This window comes from Streptomyces lichenis, assembly GCF_023218175.1.
Lineage (GTDB): Bacteria > Actinomycetota > Actinomycetes > Streptomycetales > Streptomycetaceae > Streptomyces > Streptomyces lichenis.
Genome location: NZ_JALPTH010000009.1, coordinates 14,590 through 32,669, shown reverse-complemented (window position 1 = coordinate 32,669; position 18,080 = coordinate 14,590). Strand labels below are relative to the sequence as shown.

The 18,080-nt window shown below is 72.1% G+C and carries 18 protein-coding genes; 8 read left to right on the top strand and 10 right to left on the bottom strand.

The features are described from left to right. Positions 1-846 (bottom strand): Scr1 family TA system antitoxin-like transcriptional regulator, encoded by an 846-nt coding sequence (locus tag M1O15_RS11625; RefSeq protein WP_248633546.1) that lies wholly within the window; start codon positions 844-846, stop codon positions 1-3. A 54-nt stretch (positions 847-900) separates the two neighbouring features. Next, positions 901-2,109 carry an erythromycin esterase family protein gene (locus M1O15_RS11620; protein WP_248633544.1) on the bottom strand — a complete coding sequence of 403 codons (1,209 nt, stop codon included), beginning with the start codon at positions 2,107-2,109 and terminating at the stop codon, positions 901-903. Positions 2,110-2,167: 58 nt separating this feature from the next. Here M1O15_RS11620 and M1O15_RS11615 point away from each other — a divergent pair, with 58 nt between their 5' ends. Next, on the top strand, positions 2,168-2,920 hold the full coding sequence (locus M1O15_RS11615) for a TioE family transcriptional regulator (RefSeq protein WP_248633542.1): 753 nt from the start codon (positions 2,168-2,170) through the stop codon (positions 2,918-2,920). 16 nt (positions 2,921-2,936) lie between these two features. On the opposite strand, the gene M1O15_RS11610 is transcribed toward M1O15_RS11615, so the two are convergent. Then, a complete protein-coding gene (locus tag M1O15_RS11610; protein WP_248633540.1) occupies positions 2,937-3,347 on the bottom strand; it encodes a hypothetical protein in 411 nt (136 codons plus the stop codon). A gap of 99 nt (positions 3,348-3,446) precedes the next feature. Here M1O15_RS11610 and sigJ point away from each other — a divergent pair, with 99 nt between their 5' ends. Continuing rightward, positions 3,447-4,322 carry an RNA polymerase sigma factor SigJ gene (gene sigJ / locus M1O15_RS11605; RefSeq protein WP_248633539.1) on the top strand — a complete coding sequence of 292 codons (876 nt, stop codon included), beginning with the start codon at positions 3,447-3,449 and terminating at the stop codon, positions 4,320-4,322. 135 nt (positions 4,323-4,457) lie between these two features. After that, positions 4,458-5,198, top strand: a complete 741-nt coding sequence (locus M1O15_RS11600) for a MerR family transcriptional regulator (protein WP_248633538.1) — start codon at positions 4,458-4,460, stop codon at positions 5,196-5,198. Here the strand turns inward: M1O15_RS11600 and M1O15_RS11595 are convergent. Further along, positions 5,097-5,648: an ATP-binding protein gene (locus M1O15_RS11595; RefSeq protein WP_248633537.1), complete on the bottom strand. Its 552-nt coding sequence runs from the start codon at positions 5,646-5,648 to the stop codon at positions 5,097-5,099. The genes M1O15_RS11600 and M1O15_RS11595 overlap by 102 nt on opposite strands. Before the next feature lie 219 nt (positions 5,649-5,867). Between M1O15_RS11595 and M1O15_RS11590 the strand changes: the two genes are divergently transcribed. Together M1O15_RS11590 and M1O15_RS11585 are read left to right on the top strand one after the other, a co-directional pair. After that, the gene (locus M1O15_RS11590) at positions 5,868-6,731 is read left to right on the top strand and encodes a helix-turn-helix domain-containing protein (protein WP_248633536.1); all 864 of its coding nucleotides are present in this window, start codon (positions 5,868-5,870) and stop codon (positions 6,729-6,731) included. Further along, entirely contained in the window at positions 6,728-6,934 is a 207-nt protein-coding gene (locus M1O15_RS11585) for a DUF397 domain-containing protein (protein WP_248633535.1), read from the top strand. Before M1O15_RS11590 ends, M1O15_RS11585 begins: the two co-directional genes overlap by 4 nt. A 114-nt stretch (positions 6,935-7,048) precedes the next feature. Here M1O15_RS11585 and M1O15_RS11580 read toward each other — a convergent pair whose 3' ends face one another. Continuing rightward, positions 7,049-7,918, bottom strand: a complete 870-nt coding sequence (locus M1O15_RS11580; RefSeq protein ID WP_248633749.1) for an NADP-dependent oxidoreductase — start codon at positions 7,916-7,918, stop codon at positions 7,049-7,051. A 134-nt stretch (positions 7,919-8,052) separates the two neighbouring features. Here M1O15_RS11580 and M1O15_RS11575 point away from each other — a divergent pair, with 134 nt between their 5' ends. Further along, positions 8,053-8,622 (top strand): TetR/AcrR family transcriptional regulator, encoded by a 570-nt coding sequence (locus tag M1O15_RS11575; RefSeq protein ID WP_248633533.1) that lies wholly within the window; start codon positions 8,053-8,055, stop codon positions 8,620-8,622. A 52-nt stretch (positions 8,623-8,674) separates the two neighbouring features. Here M1O15_RS11575 and M1O15_RS11570 read toward each other — a convergent pair whose 3' ends face one another. Next, entirely contained in the window at positions 8,675-9,385 is a 711-nt protein-coding gene (locus tag M1O15_RS11570) for a hypothetical protein (RefSeq protein ID WP_248633532.1), read from the bottom strand. A 547-nt stretch (positions 9,386-9,932) separates the two neighbouring features. Here M1O15_RS11570 and M1O15_RS11565 point away from each other — a divergent pair. After that, positions 9,933-10,688: a polysaccharide lyase family protein gene (locus M1O15_RS11565; RefSeq protein ID WP_248633531.1), complete on the top strand. Its 756-nt coding sequence runs from the start codon at positions 9,933-9,935 to the stop codon at positions 10,686-10,688. Between the two features lie 67 nt (positions 10,689-10,755). On the opposite strand, the gene M1O15_RS11560 is transcribed toward M1O15_RS11565, so the two are convergent. The 4 genes from M1O15_RS11560 to M1O15_RS11545 are packed head-to-tail and all read right to left on the bottom strand — an operon-like array spanning position 10,756 to position 16,559. Then, positions 10,756-12,927, bottom strand: a complete 2,172-nt coding sequence (locus tag M1O15_RS11560; protein WP_248633529.1) for a 3-hydroxyacyl-CoA dehydrogenase NAD-binding domain-containing protein — start codon at positions 12,925-12,927, stop codon at positions 10,756-10,758. 34 nt (positions 12,928-12,961) lie between these two features. Then, complete coding sequence (locus M1O15_RS11555; protein WP_248633527.1) at positions 12,962-14,176, bottom strand: acetyl-CoA C-acetyltransferase; 1,215 nt, start codon at positions 14,174-14,176, stop codon at positions 12,962-12,964. Between the two features lie 5 nt (positions 14,177-14,181). Next, complete coding sequence (locus M1O15_RS11550) at positions 14,182-15,342, bottom strand: acyl-CoA dehydrogenase family protein (RefSeq protein ID WP_248633526.1); 1,161 nt, start codon at positions 15,340-15,342, stop codon at positions 14,182-14,184. Continuing rightward, a complete protein-coding gene (locus M1O15_RS11545; RefSeq protein WP_248633524.1) occupies positions 15,339-16,559 on the bottom strand; it encodes a CaiB/BaiF CoA transferase family protein in 1,221 nt (406 codons plus the stop codon). Before M1O15_RS11545 ends, M1O15_RS11550 begins: the two co-directional genes overlap by 4 nt. A gap of 250 nt (positions 16,560-16,809) precedes the next feature. Here M1O15_RS11545 and M1O15_RS11540 point away from each other — a divergent pair, with 250 nt between their 5' ends. Next, the gene (locus tag M1O15_RS11540) at positions 16,810-18,000 is read left to right on the top strand and encodes a saccharopine dehydrogenase family protein (RefSeq protein ID WP_248633522.1); all 1,191 of its coding nucleotides are present in this window, start codon (positions 16,810-16,812) and stop codon (positions 17,998-18,000) included. The last annotated feature ends 80 nt before the right edge of the window (positions 18,001-18,080 follow it).

Sequence of the window (18,080 nt, the reverse complement as noted above, 5' to 3'; positions counted from 1 at the left end):
TCACAGGAACCGCAGCCGCGGGAGCGGGGTGCCGGGCTCGTGGGCCCGCTGGGCGGCGACGTCCATCGCCGTCGCGTAGGCGTCGACCCGCTCCGGGGTGTCGGTCACCGTCACCGCGTCCAGGACACGCAGCACCAGATGGTCGGGGACGAGCCGGTGCGGGTGGCGCACCAGGTCCACCTGGCCGTTCAGCAGCAGGGGATGCGGTGCGGCGTCGGCGCCGATCCACTGGAGGGTCACCCCGTCCAGGCCGGGCTCGGCGGCGTAGCGGGCCAGCGCCCGGCGCTGCTCGTCCACGGCCTCGCTGTGCGCGGAGGCGCGGTCCAGGACGGCCTCCTCCAGCAGCACCCACAGCCGCCCGCCGCGGTGCCGCTGCCGGGCCAGCAGCAGCTCCAGGCGGCGGTCCAGCTCGGCCTCGTCCGCCGTGGGATGGCGCAGGGCCAGCAGCTGGCGCGCGTAGCCCGGGGTGCGCAGCGGCTCGGGCACCAGGGCGGGGGCGTAGACGCGGCTGAGCGCGGCCTCGCTCTCCAGGCGCAGCAGGCCCTCCAGACGGCGGGGCACCAGATCTCCGTACCCCTTCCACCAGCCGGGCCGCCGCGCCCGCTCCAGCTGCTCCAGCAGCCCGGCGGTCTGCCGCGGTTCGGCCCCGTACACCTTCATCAGGCGTTCCAGCAGGTCGGCCCGGGGAACGGCGCGGCCGCGCTCCAGCCGCAGGACGGTCACCGTGTGCACACCGAGGCGCCGAGCCGCGTCGGCGGCGGTCATCCCCGCCCGTTCCCGATGGGCCCTGGCCTCCTGCGCCACCACCCGCAACGCGAGCACCGGGCCGTCGGGTGACCTGCTCATAGCTGCCAGGATGGCCCAGCCACCCGCCCTCCGCACGGCGGCGGCGCCCGCGGCCTATGCGGGCGAGGGCATGTCCTTGATGAAGACCAGGCCGTCGTACGCGGTGAGCCGGGCCGGGTCGAGCGGGGCGTAGCCGTAGTAGGGGGAGACGCGGGCGGCAGGCCGCTCCTCGCCGAGGAGGGCGGCGAGGCGGGCGGTGTCCACCAGGCAGCGGTCCTCGGGGAGGGCGTGCAGCATGCCCTGGAGCGTGTCCGGCGGCGGGGCGTCCACTCCCCGGTGCCGGATGGTGCCGAGGTCGGTGGCCAGGAAGGCGTACGCCTCACCCAGCCGGGCGCTCACCAGCGCGCCGGCGCTCCACCACTCCAGGCGCAGCTCGCCCAGACGCATCGAGCTCCTGTCCCGCTGGAGGTGGGCGTTGTGGGCGTGCACCAGTACCGGCCCGCGTTCGGCGAGGGCGAGGAGGTTGTCGGCCATCATCTGGTCCCGCAGGCCGACCAGCCGCGTGAGGCGGGCGGGTGAGGTGTCGGCCATCCAGAAGTGGTAGCGGAGCAGGCCGAGGGCGGTACGCCCGTACAGGCGGGCCCGGTCCCACTCCTCGCGCGAGGTCGCCGCGATCAGCCGGGGCGTCTCCGCGTCGAGCAGCGCCACCAGGTCGTCGGCGAGCAGCCGCAGCTCCCGGGCCTCGGCGGACCGCCCCGTGGAGCGGGCGGGGTCCATCATGGCGGCGGGCTCGGTCCACCGGTCGTCGGCGCCGAGCAGCCGGTCGAGCGTCTCCGCGGTGCAGGGCAGCAGGCCGTCCGGCTCCACCCGGGCCGCCAGGTAGCCGTGCAGCGCGGTGAGGGCCGCTCGGGGGCTCTGGGCCCCGGTCATCTCCAGCGGACCGTCGAAGCCGGCGAAGCGGACCTGCTCGGCGGCGGGCCGGTCGGCGTTGTCCTCCCGGAGCCGGCGCACCAGTTCGCGGTTGGCGGCGGAGGCGCCGAAGCCATGGCTGAAACCGCGCTCCATGACCTCGTCCAGGCCGCCCGCGCCGGAGGTGACGTACTCGTCGACGACCAGGCCCGCCAGGCAGTCGCTCTCGATCGCGATGGTGCGGTAGCCCTCCCGCTCCACGAGTTGGTGGAAGAGCGCGTTGCGCACGTCGAGCAGCAGGTCCTCGCCATGGGTGGGCTCCCCCAGGGCGAGCAGCCGGGGGCGGGCGGGGAGCAGCCCCAGGACGGCGGCGGCGTCGAGGGCATGGACGGTCGGTGCGATGTCGAGGGCCATGCCCTCAACGCTATCGTTGAACTCACGGTGGAGACTTCCGCGTCGAAATGGGCAGGTAATGGGGGCACTGGCGAAGCGAAAGCCTCAAACACGTGAGCGACTGAGGCCGGTCGATCTGGCGCGCGGGCACGGTCTGTCCACCCAGGCCGTCCGGAACTACGAGGAGGCCGGGATTCTGCCGGTCGCCGAGCGCACGGAGCACGGCTACCGCACCTACACGCCGTTGCACGACCGGGCGCTGGGCACCTTCCTCGCCCTGGTGCCGGGCCATGGGCACCCGGGGGCGACGTCGATCATGCGGGCGGTGCACTCGGGTCCGGAGGGCGAGGTGTTCCACCTGCTGGACGAGAGCCACGCGCAGCTGCGCGACGACCGGCGGACCCTCCAGGCGGTGGAGCGGGCGTTGCGCGAGCTGGAGGCCGCCCCGGTGGCGCCCCGGCCCGACACCTGGCCTGATCCCGGCGGCATGTTCATCGGGCCGCTGGCCGAACGGCTCGGGATCGTGCCGGCGACGCTGCGCATGTGGGAGCGTGCCGGGCTGGTGCGGCCGAGGCGCGACCCGCGGACCGGGTACCGCGTCTACGACGAGGCCGATGTGCGGGACGCCCGGCTGGTGCACCAGCTCCGACGGGGCGGCCATCTGCTGGAGCAGATCGCCCCGCTGATCGCCCAGGTACGGGCGGCCGGCGGGCTCGCTCCGCTGGAGGGCGCCCTGCGCGACTGGCACGGCCGGCTGTCCGCCCGGGGCCGGGCGATGCTGACCGGGGCCGCCGAGCTGGACGCGTACCTCCGGGAGCGCGAGCGCGGGTGACCTGGCAGCGTCCCGCTCACTCCGGCCCTGCGGACCGGGGACGTGCCAGTACCAGCAGGCTCAGGCCGAAGGTCAGGACGCCGAGCGGGACATGGACCGACGGTATGTGGGCGATGCCCAGCACCACCTGCGCCGAGGAGAGGACCAGGAACCCCGTGGCGTAGGCGATGGGCCGGGGCGAGCCCCCGCCCGGCTTCCAGGCCAGGACCGCGGCGAGCACGTACAGCATCGTCGCCGCGTACGTCACCCGCGCGCCGACGCTGTGCAGCACCTCGCCGTGGTGCGCGGTCAGCAGCAGCCCGGCGCTGACGGCCTGGAGGAAGAGGGTGCCGGTCTGGAGCGCGACCGCGACCCTGAGGAAGGTGATGGGGGTCGTGGGCGTCGTGGGTGTCGTGGTGCGGGGGGTCTGCGTCGTCTGGACGGCCATGGTGTGTGCCCCTCTCTGCTGCCTCGTGTCAGCGGATCGCGGATACGGTTGCGCTACTCCGACGACACGGGTCGGGAAAACGTCAGGGGGGCGGTCATCGTGACCACGGAGGCGAGCGCGGTCCTCGGCGAACGGCGGCATCTGACCAACCTCGCCTACCGGTTGCTCGGGTCGCTGGCCGAGGCCGAGGACGCCGTGCAGGAGACCTACGCCCGCTGGTACGGCTTGCCGGCGCGGCAGCGCGAGGCCATCGCCTCGCCGGGCGGCTGGCTGACGACGGTGGCCACCCGGATCTGCCTGGACGTGCTCGGCTCGGCGCGCGTCCGGCGCGAGCGCTACGTCGGCGCCTGGGTGCCCGAGCCGCTGCCCGACCGCACGGAGTGGACGAGGCGGGTGGTCGATCCCGCCGACCAGGTCACCCTGGACGAGTCGGTGCACATGGCCTTCCTGGTGGTCCTGGAGTCGATGACCCCGGCCGAGCGGGTGGCGCTGGTGCTGCACGACGTCTTCCGCTACCCCTTCGCCGAGGTGGCCGGGATCCTCGACCGGTCGCCGGGAGCCTGCCGCGAGCTGGCGTCGTCGGCACGGCGCCGGGTGCGCGCCGCGCGGACCCCGTCGTCCGGACAGGACGCCGACCTGGTGCGGGACTTCCGGCAGGCCTGGGAGGCCCGGGACATCGAGGCCCTGGTCTCCCTCCTCGCTCCCGACGCCACGATGACCGCCGACGGTGGCGGTGTGGTCGGCGCCGCGCTCCGCCCGGTGGAGGGCGGCGAGCGGATCGCCCGGTACATGGTCCACTTCGCCGAGAAGACCGCCGGGCTGACCCTGCTGGAGCGCACGGTCAACGGTCAGCCGGGGCTGGTGGCCCAGCGCGACGGGGTGACGGTGACGGTGGCGGCCTTCTCCGGCTCCGGCGGCCGGGTCACCCGGATCTGGGCGGTGCGCAACCCCGAGAAGCTGGGGTCGTGGGTCTGAGCACCCCCGTGCGATGGATGGAGCACCCGTCTTTCACACTCCTGGTGAGACAGCAATAATGTTCCACCCGTAGAGCCCTAGAGCCGCAGTGCCGCAGTGCCGTTATTGCCGTAGAGCCGGAAGAGAGGCCCGACCATGGCGACCGAAACCGAGGGACAGCCGACGCAGCCGATGCTGACCGTCGACGAGCTGGCCGCTCGGGCCGGGATCACGGTACGGACCATCCGCTTCTACAGCACCCGGGGGCTGCTCCCGCCGCCGGTGATCGGGCCGCGCCGGGTGGGCAGGTACGGGCCCGAGCACCTGGCCCGGCTGGCGCTCATCGAGGAGTTGCAGCAGCAGGGTATGACGCTGTCGGCGATCGAACGGTATCTGGAGCAGCTGCCGCCGGACCTCAGCGCCGACGATCTGGCCATCCACCGGGCCCTGGTGGCCACCTGGGCGCCGGACGCGGCAGAGGACGCCGGCCGGACGGAGCTGGAGCGGCGACTCGGGCGCGAACTGTCGGCGGAGGACGTGGACCGGCTGGTCGCCATGGAGGTGCTGGCCCGGACCGAGGAGACGGACGTGTTCCGGGTCGACCTGGGGCTGCTGCGGCTGGGGGCGCGGCTGCTGGATGTGCCGATAGCGCACGAGACCATTCTCGCCGCCCGTACCGTGCTGGTGGAGCACACCCGCTCGGCCGCCCAGGAGCTGACCCGGCTGTTCCGCGACGAGGTGTGGGGCCCCTACCGGGAGCGGGAGGGCGACCCGGAGCATCTGGCCGCGATGAAGTCACTGTCCGCCCATATGCAGCCCCTGGTGGTGCAGGCCCTGGTCACCGCCTTCCAACGCTCCCTCAAGGACGAGCTGCGGTCGGCCTTCCGGGACGAGTGACGATGCGGCCACCTCCGCCCACACGGTCTTGGTGAGGCGGTCGCGCACCTCCCACCCCCAGTCCTCGGCGTAGGCGGCGACCATGAGCAGCCCCCGGCCGCCCTCCTCCAGGCCGGCCGCGACCGGCCTGCGCGGCGCCCGCTCCGGCCGGGCGTCCGTCACCTCGATCCGCAGACGCCGCTGAGCGAGGGACAGACGGAGCCGGAAGTCCCGCCCCGGCAGCCGCCCGTGGGTGACTGCGTTGGACGCCAACTCGCCCGTGATCTGGGCGACGGCCCGTGCGGCGTCCGACCCGTGCGGCAGCCCGGTCCACTCGGTGAACTGCTGCACGGCCAGCCGCCGGGCCAGCCGTGCCCCGCGCCGGGTGCTGCTGAACAGCATGGTCAGATGGCGGCCCGGCGCCGCCGGCTGCGGCACGGGCCGCTGATCGATGCTCTGGTGTGAGGTCACAACGCCGAGCCTGCCCCCGTCACCCTGCCTCTGACCAGGTCTTATGCCCGTACACCAGGGCCGGTGTACGCCTCCGGGGGCCTCCCCGGACGCGGTTGTACGGGTCTTGTACGGGTCCCTCGCCGTACCGCTTTCCGGGGCGCGGCCGTTGACCATGGGCGAGCGAGCGGACGGGTTGGCCCGGTGCGGGCCGGCCAGGGACCGAAAGGGGTGAGTGCGGTGGCGAATGCCAGGAACGGCCGTACGGCGAAGGGAAAGACGGCCACGTCGGGGGCGGGAGCAACGGAGGTGCCGGGGGCCTGGTCGTCCTACGGCAAGCTGCTGCAGCACCTGCGCAAGCTGGCGGGCTTGAGCCAGCCGCGGCTCGGGGACGCCATCGGCTACTCCGTGGACCTGGTGGCCTCGGTCGAGCAGGGCCGGCGCCCGGCCAAGGAGGCGTTCACCATCGCGGCGGACCGGACGCTGAAGGCGCGGGGCGTGCTGCTGGTCCTCCAGGACGAGGTGGACCGCGCCAAGCTGCCGAAGTTCTTCCGCAACTTCGCGCTCATCGAGGCCGAGGCGCTGAGCCGCTTCTCGTACGACCCGCTGCTGGTGCCCGGACTGCTACAGACGGAGGCGTACGCGCGGGCGGTCTTCGCGGGCCACTGCCCGCCGCTGGACGAGGAGATCATCGACCAGCACACCGAGGGGCGGTTGAGCCGGCAGAAGCTGCTGACCCGGGCGCCGATGGCGGAACTGTCCTTCATCATCGCCGAGGAGGCGCTCCGCGACCCGGTCGCCGACATGGACGTCATGCGCGACCAGTGGCGGCACCTCCTCCAGGTGGGCAGGCGCCGGAACGTAGAGGTGCAGGTCATGCCGGCCGCGAGTGGATTTCACTGCGGGAAGAACGGCGCGTTCGTGGTGATGGAGTCGAAGGCCCACCAGCACCTCGGGTACATCGAGTCGCAGGACATCGGGTTCGTGATCCAAGATCCCTCAGAGGTCAGCGCCTTCGGAATGCGGTATGGCAAGCTGCGTTCGAAGGCGCTGAACGTCGTGGAGTCAGCCCGGCTCATCGAACGGATGGTGGGAGAGACATGAGCATGGAGCAGGTGGCCGACAACATGGACGGACTGAGCTGGTTCAAGAGCAGCTACAGCGGATCAGGCGGCGGCGACTGCGTCGAGATCGCCACCAGCTCCACCACCGTCCACGTCCGCGACTCCAAGACCACCGGAAACGGACCGGTGCTGCGGGTCGGCCACGACCAGTGGAGCGCGTTCCTGGCGCTGGCGGCCGGGTAGGCGGGGCCACCTTCCCGTGGGCGGGGCCGACCGGATCGTACGATGACCGGTCGGCCCTCACTCACCTCGCGGGAAGACCGCACCCTATGCAAGTGGCCGCACCGGGCTGCCGATTCACAGGGTGATCACGATCTTGCCGTGAACATGCCTCTCGGCTTGGGTCGTCACGGCTTCGCGAATCCGCTCGACCGGGAGGGTCGCCGCGATCGGCACCTCGATCGCGCCGGAGCTGATCGCGTCGGCGATCCGTTCCAGGGCGTCCGGGCCCGCGTCGAGGGCGCCCGCCCTGCGCACCCCGGGCGGTGGGGCGGGGCCGTCGGCCACGACGGAGATCCGCTCGGGTGCCACGCCGAGGCCGAGAGCGGTCTCGGCGGCCTCCCTTCCGTACAGGTCGGTCGCGGCGGTGATCCCCTGGGGGGCCAGGGCCCGCACCCGGTCCGCCAGGCCGGGGCCGTACGCCACGGGTTCGGCGCCGAGCCCGCGCAGGAATCCGAATGTGCCCTCGGAGGCGGTGCCGAGCACCCGGGCGCCCGCGAGCTTCGCCAACTGCACGGCGTAGATGCCCACGCCGCCCGCCGCTCCGCCGATCAGGACGGTGTCCCCGGTACGCAGTCCGATCGCGGCGAGCGCGGCGGAGGCCGTCAGACCGGACACCGGAAGCGTGGCCGCCACCTTGTCGCCGATGCCCTCCGGGGTGTGCCACAGGTGTGCCGCAGGGGTCTTGACCAGCACGAAATCGGCGATGGACCGGCCGATCGCGGCCCCGTACACCCGGTCGCCGGCCGCGAACCCGGTGGCTTCGGCGCCCACCTCGTCCACCACTCCGGCGAAGTCGCTGCCGAACCCGGCGGGCAGGGTGATGCCGAACCGCGCCGCCATGTCGGGCTGGGTGGTGATCTGCCAATCCATCGGGTTCAGCCCGGCGGCCGTGACCCGGACGCGGACCTCGTCCGGCGCGGCGTGCGGCTCGGGTATCTCCTGCAGTTCGAGGACTTCGGGCCCGCCGAATCACCCATAACGGACAGCTCTACTCATCGATGACCTCTCTTGGCCAGTGATGGGACTTGGTCTCATGGACCGTACACCAGTGATGGGACCAAGTCCCGTACACTGCTCCCATGGTTCGCTGGCAACCGGACGCACCCGGACGACTCGCCGCCGCCGCCCTCGACCTCTTCGAGGAGCGCGGCTACGAGAACACGACCGTGATCGAGATCGCGGAACGCGCGGGGCTCACCAAGAGCACCTTCTTCCGCCACTTCCCGGACAAGCGCGAGGTGTTGTTCGACAAGGGCACGGTGACCGGTCTGCTTGCCGAGGGAATCGCCTCGGCGCCGCCGGACGCCGGGCCGCTCGACACGGTGGCGGACGCCCTCGACGCGCTCGGCCGGACGTTCTTCACCGCCGACCGCCGCGAGTTCAGCGGCCGGCGCCAGGCCGTACTGAACGCCCATCCGGAACTGCGGGAACGCGAAGCCCTGAAGAGGCTCGACCTCACCGCCTCGATGGCCGAGGCCCTCCACCGCCGCGGAGTGCCGACCCTGAACGCGCGCGTGGCCGCCCAACTGGGCACCCTCGTCTGGGAGGTGGCCTACGACCAGTGGATCGGCACCGGCAACGGCGAGGACTTCGGCCCGCTGGTACGGCAGGCGCTCGCCGCCGTACGCGCAGCCGAGGCCGGAGGCTAGGGCATCAAGCCGTTGACGCCTTCGGCAAGGACGACCGGGGTGGAGCCGCCGCCTACAGGACGTCGGCTCGTGTGGTGCCCAGCTTCAGTCCGGCGATCCAGTTGATGGACGCCTTGGTGTTGTCGGTTCCGAAGTAGGTGCCCCATCGAGGCTTGTTGCCCAGGTTGTCCCAGGTGCGGGCGTTGGAGCGGGAGGCGAACCTGACGCCGTCCTTATAGATGTCCAGAGTCCCGCCGCCGGAGGAGCTGGTGGTGATGCCGAGCTGGATGGAGTGCCACTCCCCTGCGATCCACGGGGTGCTGCCGATGGGGATCCACTCTTCGCCGGTGGCCACGTACCAGGCCTTGAGCGTGCCGCCCTCGACCTTCATCAGCACGGGGTAGTTCTGACTGTGCTGGTCGTTGGTCCCGTTGGACTTCCACTGGAAGACGCAGCCGGTGTCCTCAGTCTTGGTCATCGAGTCCCAGCCGAACCAGTACGTCTTGTTGTTCTGCCAGGCGTACTCCGCGCCGCTGGGCATACGGACGTTGTGCCCCTTGCAGCGCGAAGTCGAGCCCGCGGGCTTGTTGAACTTGAAGAAGCTGCCGTGGCCGTCGTTCCAGTTGCCGACCGTGACGCTGCCTGGGGAGTCGCACAGCGTGGTGCCGAAGACCTTGGTGCCGAGGGCCGCGTCACCATTCCAGATCACGGAGGCATGGGCGGGCGAGGCGGTGGCCAGCAGTGCGGCTGCTGCTGACGCCGCGAGGAGGGACTGTGTTTTCACGTTGAGCCGAGGCATGTTGACCTAGCTCCTGGCGCGTGGGGGGAGAGCCGGCGGGGCTCCAGCGCGGTCGTTTCTAGTACGTTCGATCGAACGCGTCAATCGTTCACGTAATTTCGCCCTTTCGATCAGCTATTGATCGAAAAGACACTGGCGCGGTCTCCTGCGACGAGTACGCCTCGGCCGCGCAGTCGTCGGTGCCGGCTCCGGAGCGGGTACGGGCCCTGCTCCACCCGCAACCGTCCTCCTTGCATCTCTCTCATCGGCGACACCTCCCAGCATTGGGTAGCCACTACTCAACTAATGCGGCGAGCACGGTGGGGGTGTACTGCAAGCACGCGCGAGGTCGCCACGCGTCGGGGTGCGACCGCACTGGTCGGCCGGGGTGGGGAGGGTGCCGCACCCTCTTTCTGATCGAAATGCGATCAGGAAGAGGGTGAAGGTCATGTCGATCGAAGTATTGAGCGATCGGTCGATCACTGCTAGAAACTCGGCTGGGCTGGGAAGCACATCCCGCTTACCCCCGGCCCTCCCCCACAAGGAGGCCCCCATGCCGACGCATGGTCGCACAACGCGCCGCCGCACTCCCCTGCTGATCGGCGCTTCCGCCGCCGCGGCGGGCGTGGTGGCGTTGGTCAACCCGCTGTCCGCGCAGGCCGCCATGGTCTGGGACGGTGATGCCGCCAAGGGCACCGGGGTCTTCGGCAACGTCGAGTGCTCGTCGCCGGGCAGTCTGGTCACCGCCGCCCAGACGGACGGGCACGGCACGGTGTTCCGGTACAGCAAGTCGGTCGGCACCTATCGGTGCGAGTCACGTGGGATCAAGGTGGGCGGTTCTCGCTACGCCTTCGCCAACAACCAGACGTACTGGCTCGGTTGGGAGCAGAAGTTCTCGGTGGTGCCGAGCAGTACGGACTGGGTGCCCTGGCAGTGGAAGTCGTATCCGAACGCCCAGCAGAACTACCCGCTGCTGATGACCGTGGGCAAGGGCAAGGTCAACCTCGTCTACGCCGGGCCGGGGCAGGACTGGAAGTACATCTGGTCCAAGCCGGTGACCGCCTTCGACTGGAACCGGGTGGCCATCGGCATCCACACCTCCAGCTCCGCTTCCTCCGGGTGGGTGGAGCTGTACTACAACGGTGCCAAGCAGACGTTCAGCAACGGCTCCACCCGCTTCAGCGGACGCACCTGGGACTCGGCCAACGAGCCCAAGTGGGGCGCCTACGACCGCGGGAACACCACGAGCGAGATCGTCAACCGGGTCGACTCGCTGAAGGTCGGCACGGCCTACGGAGACGTGGACTGACGGACGGGCCACTCCTCACCCCCCACTGCGCGGCCCCGGCCACACGAGGTGGCCGGGGCCGTGCGCCTCAGTCGTGGTAGGTCTCGCCGCGCTCGGCCTTCTCGACGAGGGACGCCGGGGGCTGGAAGCGCTCGCCGTAGAGGGCGGCCAGCTCGCGGGCGCGGGCGACGAAGCCGGGCAGGCCGCCGTCGTAGCCGTTGATGTACTGGAGGACGCCGCCGGTCCAGGCGGGGAAGCCGATGCCCATGATGGAGCCGATGTTGGCGTCGGCGACCGAGGTGAGGACGTTCTCGTCCAGGCAGCGGACGCTGTCGACGGCCTCGGCGAAGAGCATGCGCTCCTGCATGTCCTCGAAGGGGATGGAGACGTCCGGCTTGGTGAAGTGCTCGCGCAGTCCGGGCCAGAGGCGGGTGCGGCGGCCGTCCTCGCCGTACTCGTAGAAGCCGCCGCCTCCACTGCGGCCGGGGCGGCCGAACTCGTCGACCATCCGATCGATGACCTCGTCCGCCGGGTGGCCGGGCCAGACGCCGCCGGACTCCTCGATGGCGCGCCGGGTCTCGTCGCGGATCTTGCGCGGGAGGGTGAGGGTCAGCTCGTCCATCAGGGAGAGGACCTTCGCCGGGTAGCCGGCCTGCGCGGCGGCCTGTTCGACGGAGGCGGGCTCCACGCCCTCGCCGACCATGGCGACACCCTCGTTGATGAACTGGCCGATCACCCGGGAGGTGAAGAAGCCCCGGGAGTCGTTGACCACGATGGGGGTCTTGCGGATCTGGCGGACCAGGTCGAAGGCGCGGGCCAGGGCCTCGTCGCCGGTGCGCTCGCCGCGGATGATCTCGACCAGCGGCATCTTGTCGACGGGTGAGAAGAAGTGGAGGCCGACGAAGTCGGCGGGGCGCTCGACGCCTTCGGCGAGGAGGGTGATGGGGAGGGTGGAGGTGTTGGAGCAGAGGAGCGCGTCGGGGGCGACGACGTCCTGGATCTCCTGGAACACCTTGTGCTTGAGGGCGGTGTCCTCGAAGACCGCCTCGATCACGGCGTCGCAGCCGGCCAGGTCGGCCGGGTCGGCGGTGGGGGTGATCCGGGCCAGCAGCTCGTCGCGGGCGGCCTCGGTGGTGCGGCCCCGGGAGAGGGCCTTGTCCAGGAGGCGGGTGGAGTAGGCCTTGCCCTTCTCGGCGGCCTCGGCGGAGACGTCCTTGAGGACGACCTCGATGCCGGCCTTGGCGCAGGAGTAGGCGATCCCGGCGCCCATCATCCCGGCGCCGAGGACCGCGACCTTGGTGACCTTGCGGGGTTCGGTGCCCTGGGGGCGGCTGCGGCCGGCGTTGACGGCCTGGAGGTCGAAGAAGAACGCCTGGGTCATGTTCTTCGCGGTCTGGCCGGTGACCAGCTCGGTGAAGTACCGGGACTCGATGGTCTGGGCGGTGGCGAAGTCGACCTGGGAGCCCTCGACGGCGGCGGCCAGGATGTTGCGCGGGGCCGGGTAGGGGGCGCCGCCGGTCTGCTTGAGCAGATTGGCCGGGAAGGCGGGGAGGTTGGCGGCGAACTTGGGATGCGAGGGGGTGCCGCCGGGGATCTTGTAGCCGGGGACGTCCCAGGGCTGCCGGGACTCGGGGTGGGCGTCGATGAAGGCGCGCGCCTGGGCGAGCATCTCCTCGGGAGTGGCGGCCAGCTCGTGGACCAGACCGTTGTCCAGGGCGCGCCGGGGGGTGTACTGGGTGCCCTGGAGGAGGACCTTCAGCAGGGCGTCGGCGATGCCCATCAGGCGTACCGTGCGGGTCACGCCGCCTCCGCCGGGCAGCAGGCCGAGGGTGACCTCGGGCAGGCCGATCTTGGAGCCGGGGGCGTCCAGGGCGATCCGGTGGTGGCTGGCGAGGGCGATCTCGTAACCGCCGCCGAGGGCCGCGCCGTTGATCGCGGCGACGACGGGCTTGCCGAGGGTCTCGATACGGCGCAGGGCGTCCTTGATCGCCATACCGCCGTCGAAGACGCGCCGGGCGTCGGCTGGGCCGGCCTTGATCATGTCCTTGAGGTCGCCGCCGGCGAAGAAGGTCTTCTTGGCGGAGGTGTAGACGATGCCGCGGATGGAGTCCCGCTCGGCCTCGGCGCGGTCGGCGACGGCGGTGAGGGAGTCGCGGAACGCCTGGTTCATGGTGTTCGCGGACTGGGCGGGGTCGTCCAGGACGAGGGTGACGACGCCGGTCTCGTCCTGCTCCCAGCGGATGGTGGTGCTCTCGGTCATGGCTGCTTCTCCGTGAGGGGTGCGGACGGGGCGGTCAGAGGCGCTCGACGACGGTGGCGATGCCCATACCGCCGCCGACGCAGAGGGTGGCGAGGCCGTACCGCTTGTCCTGGCGCTCCAGCTCGTCCACGAGGGTGCCGAGGATCATCGCGCCGGTGGCGCCGAGGGGGTGGCCGAGGGCGATCGCGCCGCCGTTGACGTTGATCTTGTCGAGGGAGAGGCCCATGTCCTTGGCGAAGCGCAGCACCACGGCGGCGAAGGCCTCGTTGATCTCGACCAGGTCGATGTCGTCGATGGTCAGCCCGGCCTTGGCGAGCGCCTTGCGGGTGGCGGGGGCGGGGCCGGTGAGCATGATGGTCGGCTCGGAGCCGGAGACCGCGGCGGAGACGATCCGGGCGCGCGGGGTGAGTCCGTAGCGCTCGCCGACCTCCCGGGAGCCGACGGCGACGAGCGCGGCGCCGTCCACGATGCCGGAGGAGTTCCCGGCGTGGTGGACGTGGTCGATCCTCTCGACCCAGTGGTAGCGCTGGAGGGCGACCGCGTCGAAGCCGCCGAGGTCGCCGATGTCGGCGAAGGAGGGCTTGAGCCCGGCCAGGGAGTCGGCGGTGGTACCGGGGCGCAGGTGCTCGTCGCGGTCCAGGACGGTGAGTCCGGAGCGGTCGCGGACCGGGACCACGGAGCGGTCGAAGCGGCCGTCCTTCCAGGCGGCGGCGGCCCGCTCCTGGGAGAGCGCGGCGTACTCGTCGACATCGCGGCGGCTGAAGCCCTCGATGGTGGCGATCAGGTCGGCGCCGATGCCCTGGGGGACGAAGTGGGTGTCGAGGTTGGTCATCGGGTCGTTGAACCAGGCGCCGCCGTCGGAGGCCATCGGCACCCGGGACATGGACTCCACGCCGCCGGCCAGGACCAGGTCCTCCCAGCCGGAGCGGACCTTCATCGCGGCCATGTTGACCGCCTCCAGGCCGGAGGCACAGAAGCGGTTCTCCTGGACGCCGGCGACGGTGTCGGGCAGTCCGGCGGCGATGGCGGCGATCCGGGCGATGTCGGAGCCCTGGTCGCCGACCGGGCCGACCACCCCGAGGACGATGTCGTCCACGGCGGCCGGGTCGAGCCCGGGGAAGCGGTCGCGGAGCTCGCGGATGAGGCCGACGACCAGGTCGATCGGCTTGGTGCCGTGCAGGGAGCCGTTGGCCTTGCCGCGTCCGCGCGGGGTGCGGACCGCGTCGTAGACGTACGCTTCGGTGCTCACGGGGGTCACGCCTTTCGGGAGGGGTTGTCCAGCAGGGAACGGCCGATGATCTCCTTCATGATCTCGGTCGTGCCGCCGTAGATGGTCTGGATGCGGCCGTCGGTGAAGGCCCGGGCGACCGGGTACTCGGCCATGTAGCCGTATCCGCCGTGCAGCTGGAGGCAGCGGTCGGCGGTGCGCTTCTGCAGTTCGGTGGACCACCACTTGGCCATCGAGGCGTGCACCGCGTCCAGTGTCCCCTGGGCGTGCTCGGTGATGCAGCGGTCCAGGAACGCGCGGGTGACGGCGCACTCGGTGGCCATCTCGGCGATCTCGAAGCGGATGTGCTGGAGCTTGGCCAGCGGCCGGCCGAAGGCCTCGCGGCCCAGCACGTACTCCTTGGTGATCTCCAGCAGGTGCTCGGCGCCGGCGATGGCGGCGACGGCGATGGCCATCCGCTCCTGGGCGAGGTTGGTCATCAGATGGATGAAGGCGCCGTTCAGCTCGCCGAGCAGGTTGTCCTTGGGGACGCGGACGTCATGGAAGAAGAGCTCGGCGGTGTCCTGCGACTTCTGGCCGATCTTGTCGAGGTTGCGGCCGCGTTCGAAGCCGGCCATGCCGCGCTCCACGACGAGCAGCGACAGTCCGTGCGCGCCGCCCTCGGGGGTGGTCCTGGCGACGACGATCACCAGGTCGGCGAGGATGCCGTTGGAGATGAAGGTCTTGGAACCGTTGAGCAGCCAGTGGTCGCCGCGGTCCTCGGCGGTGGTGCGGATGGCCTGGAGGTCGGAGCCCGCGCCGGGCTCGGTCATGGCGATGGCGGTGATGATCTCGCCGGTGCAGAAGCCGGGCAGCCAGCGGCGCTTCTGCTCCTCGGTGGCGAGACCGGTCAGATAGGGGCCGATGATGTCGTTGTGCAGGCCGAGGGCGAGGCCGGGCGCGCCGGCGCGGGTGAACTCCTCGGCGAGGACGGCGCTGTAGCGGAAGTCCGGGATGCCGCCGCCTCCGTACTCCTCGGGGACGGCCATGCCCAGCAGGCCCTGCCGGCCGGCCGCGAGCCAGGCCTCCCGGGGGACGATGCCGTCCTTCTCCCAGCTCTCGTAGTGGGGTGCGACCTCCTTGGCGAGGAAGGTGCGGACCGTCTCGCGGAACGCGTCGTGCTCGGGGGTGAACAACTGGCGCTTCACCGGGGCCTCCTGTCGGGAGCGGTGTCGGGGAGGGGGGACGCGGCCCCGTGGGTGGCTGCGGTGCCGGGGACGGATTCGGTGGGCTGGGGGCGGGCGGGCAGATCCCAGTCGCGGGCCACCTCGGCGGTGTGGGCGCCGGGCACGGCGGGTGGGCGGGTGACGGCCCCTGGGGTGGCGGAGAAGCGGGGCGCCGGGGCGGGCTGGGTGATACCGGAGTGCTCCAGATAGGTGCCGCGGGCCGCCAGGTGGGGGTGGGCGGGGGCCTCGGTCATCGACAGGACGGGGGCCACGCAGGCGTCGGTGGACTCGAAGACGGCCGTCCACTCGGCGCGGCTGCGGGTGCGGAAGCGGGCGGCGACGGCCTCGCGCAGCTCGTCCCAGCGACCGAGGTCGTCCCGCAGGGCGGCGGCCTCGCCGAGGCCGAGGAGCCGGGCGAACTCCTCGTAGAACCGCTGCTCCAGGGCGCCGACGGCCATGTACCGCCCGTCGGAGGTCTCATAGGCGCCGTAGAACGGGCAGCCGCCGTCGAGGAGGTTGGCCCCGCGCCGGTCCTGCCAGGCGCCGGCGGCGAGCATGCCGTGCAGCATGGTGGCGAGGTGGGCGGCCCCGTCGGCGACCGCGGCGTCCACCACCTGGCCGGTGCCGTGCTCGGTGCGGGCGTGGTGCAGGGCGGCGAGGACGCCGGCGACCAGGTAGAGCGAGCCGCCCGCGTAGTCGCCGAGGAGGTTGACCGGGACGGTCGGCGGCTGGTCGGCGCGGCCGACCATGGAGAGGGTGCCGCTGACCGCGATGTACCCGATGTCGTGGCCGGCGCGCGGGGCGAGCGGGCCGTCCTGCCCCCAGCCGGTCATCCGCCCGTACACCAGCCGGGGGTTGCGGGCCAGGCAGGGCTCGGGGCCGACGCCCAGGCGCTCGGCGACGCCCGGCCGGTACCCCTCGATGAGGATGTCCGCGCGCTCGGCCAGGTCCAGCACCCGGGCCGGGCCGTCGGGCGCCTTGAGGTCGACCAACACCGAGCGCTTGTTGCGGTTGGTGAGGTCCCGGGCCGGGTCGATGCCGATCCCGGCCCCGCCGGGGCGGTCCACCCGCACCACGTCGGCACCGAGGTCGGCCAGCAGCATCGCCGCGAACGGACCGGGGCCGATGCCGGCCAGCTCGACCACCCGCACTCCGCCGAGCGGGCCGTTGGATTGCGTCGTCGCGGATTCGGCTGTCATCGGGCTGCGGTCACCTGCCTCTGTTCGCGGCCCGTCGCGGCGCCGACTGATGTGACACAACTGCTGTAACAGTGAAGATGTTAAGAACAGGTTCCACCCGGCACAAGCCCTTGGCCGGTACGTGGCGCAACCACGCCACACACGGGGGTGTCGCGTTAGCCTCGGCGTGCCCGCGCCGGGCGGTCGACGGCCGGCGCGGCGCCCGGGGCCCGCGCGGCGCGGACCCGCACCATCCACGTACGGAGGGCTGATGGACTCAACGCACGGCACGGAACGGGCGTATGACCTGGTGCTGTTCGGCGCGACCGGCTTCGTCGGCGAGCTGACCGCCCGCTATCTCGCCGCGCACGCCCCGGCGGACTGCCGCTGGGCGCTCGCCGGACGGAGCACCGGCAAGCTGGAGCGGCTGCGGGAGCGGCTGGCCGCCGACCACCCCGGCTGCGCGGAGCTGCCGCTGCTGCGGGCGGACTCCGCCGACGACGCGACCCTGCGCGAACTGGCGCGTTCGGCGCGGGTGGTGGCGACGACCGTCGGGCCGTACGTCTGGTACGGGGAAGGCCTGGTCGCGGCCTGCGCGGAGGCGGGCACCGACTATGTGGACCTCACCGGCGAGCCGGAGTTCGTGGACCGGACCTACGTCCGCCACCACGAGCGGGCCCGGGAGAGCGGGGCGCGGCTGATCCACGCCTGCGGCTTCGACTCGGTGCCGCACGACCTGGGCGCCTACCACACGGTGAAGCAGCTGCCGGAGGGCGTACCGCTGCGGGTGGACGGCTTCGTGCGGGCGAACGCGGCGTTCTCCGGTGGCACGTTGGCCTCCGCGCTCACCGCGATGGGCCGCGGCGGGCACACCCTGCGGGCGGCCCGGGAGCGCAGGTCGGTGGAGCCGCCGCCGGTGGGGCGCCGGGCCCGCGGTCCGCTGGGGCCGCCGCGGTTCAGCCGGGAGACGGGACTGTGGGCGCTGCCGCTGCCGACGCTGGACGCGGCGGTGGTGGCCCGGTCGGCGGCCGCGCTGCCGCGCTACGGCCCGGACTTCCGCTACCGGCACTACGCGGGGGTGGCCTCGCTGCCGGTGGCCCTCGGCTCGACGGTGGCGGCCGGAGCGCTGCTGGCGCTCGTCCAGGTCCCCCAGGCGCGCAGGTGGCTGATGGACCGCTACCAGGCGGGCAGCGGCCCGGACGAGGAGCGCCGGGGCCGGAGCTGGTTCTCGGTGCGGTTCGTCGGGCAGGGCGGTGGGCACCGGGTGTTCACCGAGGTGTCGGGCGGCGACCCGGGCTATGACGAGACGGCGAAGATGCTCGCCGAGTCGGCGCTCTGCCTCGCCTTCGACCCGCTGCCGGAGACCGCCGGGCAGACCACCTCGGCCGCCGCGATGGGTGACGCGCTGATCGACCGGCTGGTCAAGGCGGGGGTGCGGTTCCGCACGGTGGACGTGCGCTGAGACGTCGCCGAAGGACGGGGTCGGCTCGGCTATCGGTCCGGCGGGCGGCGCGTTCGGCGGCGGCGTGCCACCAGCCGGGC